This window comes from Thermococcus sp. MAR1, assembly GCF_012027305.1.
Classification (GTDB): Archaea; Methanobacteriota_B; Thermococci; order Thermococcales; family Thermococcaceae; genus Thermococcus.
The window spans coordinates 1-736 of the sequence record NZ_SNUF01000004.1; the positions used below are offsets into that span (position 1 = coordinate 1).

Genomic DNA, 736 nt, shown 5'->3' on the forward strand with positions numbered 1-736 from the left:
GAGCTTATTTAAGGTTTTCCTTTAGCCACTCTGAAAAAGCTTTAAGAGCCCCACCTCTGTGTGATATTTTGTTCTTTTCAGCGGTTGTCATTTCGGCAAAAGTTCTGTCGAAACCCGAAGGCTTGAATACCGGGTCGAAGCCGAAGCCCATGTTTCCGCGCTTCTCGTGGATTATCTCGCCTTCCACAATACCGGTAAAGATGTGAGCTTCGCCGTCCCAGTAAGCTATGACACTCTTGAAGTACGCCCTCCTGTTCTCAACGCCCTCCATGAGCTTCAGAAGGCCGTCAACGCCGAGGGTCTTGTAGACGTAGGCAGAGTAAACACCAGGGAATCCCTTCAGAGCTTCAACGAAGAGACCAGAATCGTCGAGGAAAAACGGTTCATCGATTTTCCTGCTCAGCCACTCCAAGCCGAAGAGGGCAACTTCTTCGAGCGTATCTGCCTGTATCTCTGGATACTCAACTTTGAGCTGATAAACTTCAACGCCCAAGGGTTCAAAGTACTTTCGCGCTTCCTCAACCTTTCCCGGGTTAGAAGTGATGAACGCCAGCCTCATATAACCACCGGAGGATAGGGAAGAAAAGACGATAAAAAACTTTCAGTCTATTTTGTAACCAATCTTCTCGACGAGCTCACGCCTCTCAGCTTTCTGTTCCTCGGTCTCTATCTTGTTTGCCGCTTTGCCGTCAACGACGCCAAGTACAGACCTTCCAAGATCGGTCTCGGCAACGAT

2 protein-coding genes are annotated in these 736 nt (G+C 49.0%); both read right to left on the reverse strand.

Going from position 1 to position 736, the window contains the following annotated elements; genetic code table 11:
- Positions 1–4: 4 nt before the first annotated feature.
- Entirely contained in the window at positions 5–559 is a 555-nt protein-coding gene (locus tag E3E25_RS11275; RefSeq protein WP_167711172.1) for an XTP/dITP diphosphatase, read from the reverse strand.
- Between the two features lie 42 nt (positions 560–601).
- Positions 602–736: adenosine-specific kinase (locus tag E3E25_RS11280; protein WP_304940871.1), on the reverse strand; the 135-nt coding region annotated here is incomplete at its 5' end.